The following is a 1325-nucleotide window of genomic DNA, read 5'->3' as shown; positions in this document are numbered from 1 at the left end:
GGCCGATCGCCTCGTACAGCGCCTCCTCCAGCATCAGGACGTCGTAGCCCTTCTCCAGGATCGGACTGGCCATCACGCCGGTCAGCGCGGTTTCGAACTCCGCACCCGCGACCTCGCCGTCAGCGACGATGACGTTGGCCGTCGCCGAGACGCCGGCCTGCATCAGCACCTCGTCACCCGCATATGCGGTGACCGTCTGACGGAAGCGGGCGAGGAGATCCTGTACGAAGGGCATGCCGATGTGCTGCTGAGTGACGTGGAAGGGCTAAACGAAGGCGTGAGCGGCACCGCGTGACCCGCCGAGGCTGACCTTACGCCGACCACCGCGGGCGTGCGGGTCATGGGTTGGGGCCGTGTCAGGGGCGAGACAGCTCGAAGCGTTGGCTGCCGACGACCCTGCAGCGCTCTGCAGGCGCGTCTTCTCACAGGTCGCCACCACCCGGATGCCGATCTCCCGCGTGTGGCTGCGGCCGTGGAGCCGGACGGCGAGCCGGGCTCGGGTCGGTTCCGAAAGGCCGTCGCGCAGCCCGGTGGGCAGGCTCGGCCCGCGCGATGCGTGCCGCAAGGTCGAGCGACACCGGGCCGTCGCTGGCGAAGTCCTCTGCGGTGATCGACCGAACCTGGTTCACGGGGGTACCTGCGTGCTGACGCCCGCAGGTTGGGATCGCATGGTTAACGAAACCTATCGGTGACCAGGCTGCAGCACCGAGCGACCGTCAGCGGCACCACGGAGCGGCACCGCACCAGCGCATTTGCGCGATCGACCCGGTCACGGCCGGATCACCGACGAGGCGCTGATCGCCGCCGGCTCCCGGCCTGTTCGCTTCAACCAGCATGGCGGCGGAGAAGCAGCACAACACGAGGGCGGCGATCCAGAGGAAGGCCCGGAGGGTGCGGAGGGTACGCTTCGACATACGCCTCAGCGTGGCAGCGTCGCGTTAGCGAATTCTTGCCCGCGCTGACGTAGATCGGGCCGCCCGGCTAACCGACCGCGCGCGCAACCTCGCGCACCTGGCGTGTGGCTGCATCGACCTGCTCGCTCGCCCGGGCGATGGCCTCCATGCCGCCGGCGATCGTCGATACCTCGTGCCCGGCCGTGTGCATGCTGCCCGACATCTCGCGCGTGACGGCAGACTGCTCCTCGACCGCCGCCGCGATCGCGTCCGAGACCTCGTCCAGCGCCCGGATCGTGCCCTGGATCGAGCCGATCCCGCCCACAGCCTCCCTCGCAGCCGCCTGCGTCTCGCTGATCTGCCCGCGGATCTGATCTGTCGCCTTCGCCGTCTGCTCGGCCAGCGCCTCCACCTCGGATGCAACGCCCTCAC

At 69.4% G+C, this 1325-nt stretch carries 1 protein-coding gene and 2 pseudogenes; all 3 read right to left on the bottom strand.

The window, feature by feature from the left end; all coding sequences use genetic code 11:
* Positions 1–235, bottom strand: a pseudogene (locus tag MKK82_RS10730) (Tellurite resistance protein TerB); the annotation flags it as partial.
* Positions 236–716: 481 nt separating this feature from the next.
* Entirely contained in the window at positions 717–914 is a 198-nt protein-coding gene (locus MKK82_RS10725) for a hypothetical protein (RefSeq protein WP_238291195.1), read from the bottom strand.
* Between the two features lie 67 nt (positions 915–981).
* Positions 982–1325, bottom strand: a pseudogene (locus tag MKK82_RS10720) (chemotaxis protein); the annotation flags it as partial.

It is taken from the genome of Methylobacterium sp. E-046 (assembly GCF_022829625.1).
In the GTDB taxonomy this organism is placed as follows: Bacteria; Pseudomonadota; Alphaproteobacteria; order Rhizobiales; family Beijerinckiaceae; genus Methylobacterium; species Methylobacterium longum.
This window is presented reverse-complemented; position numbering and strand designations above follow the sequence as displayed.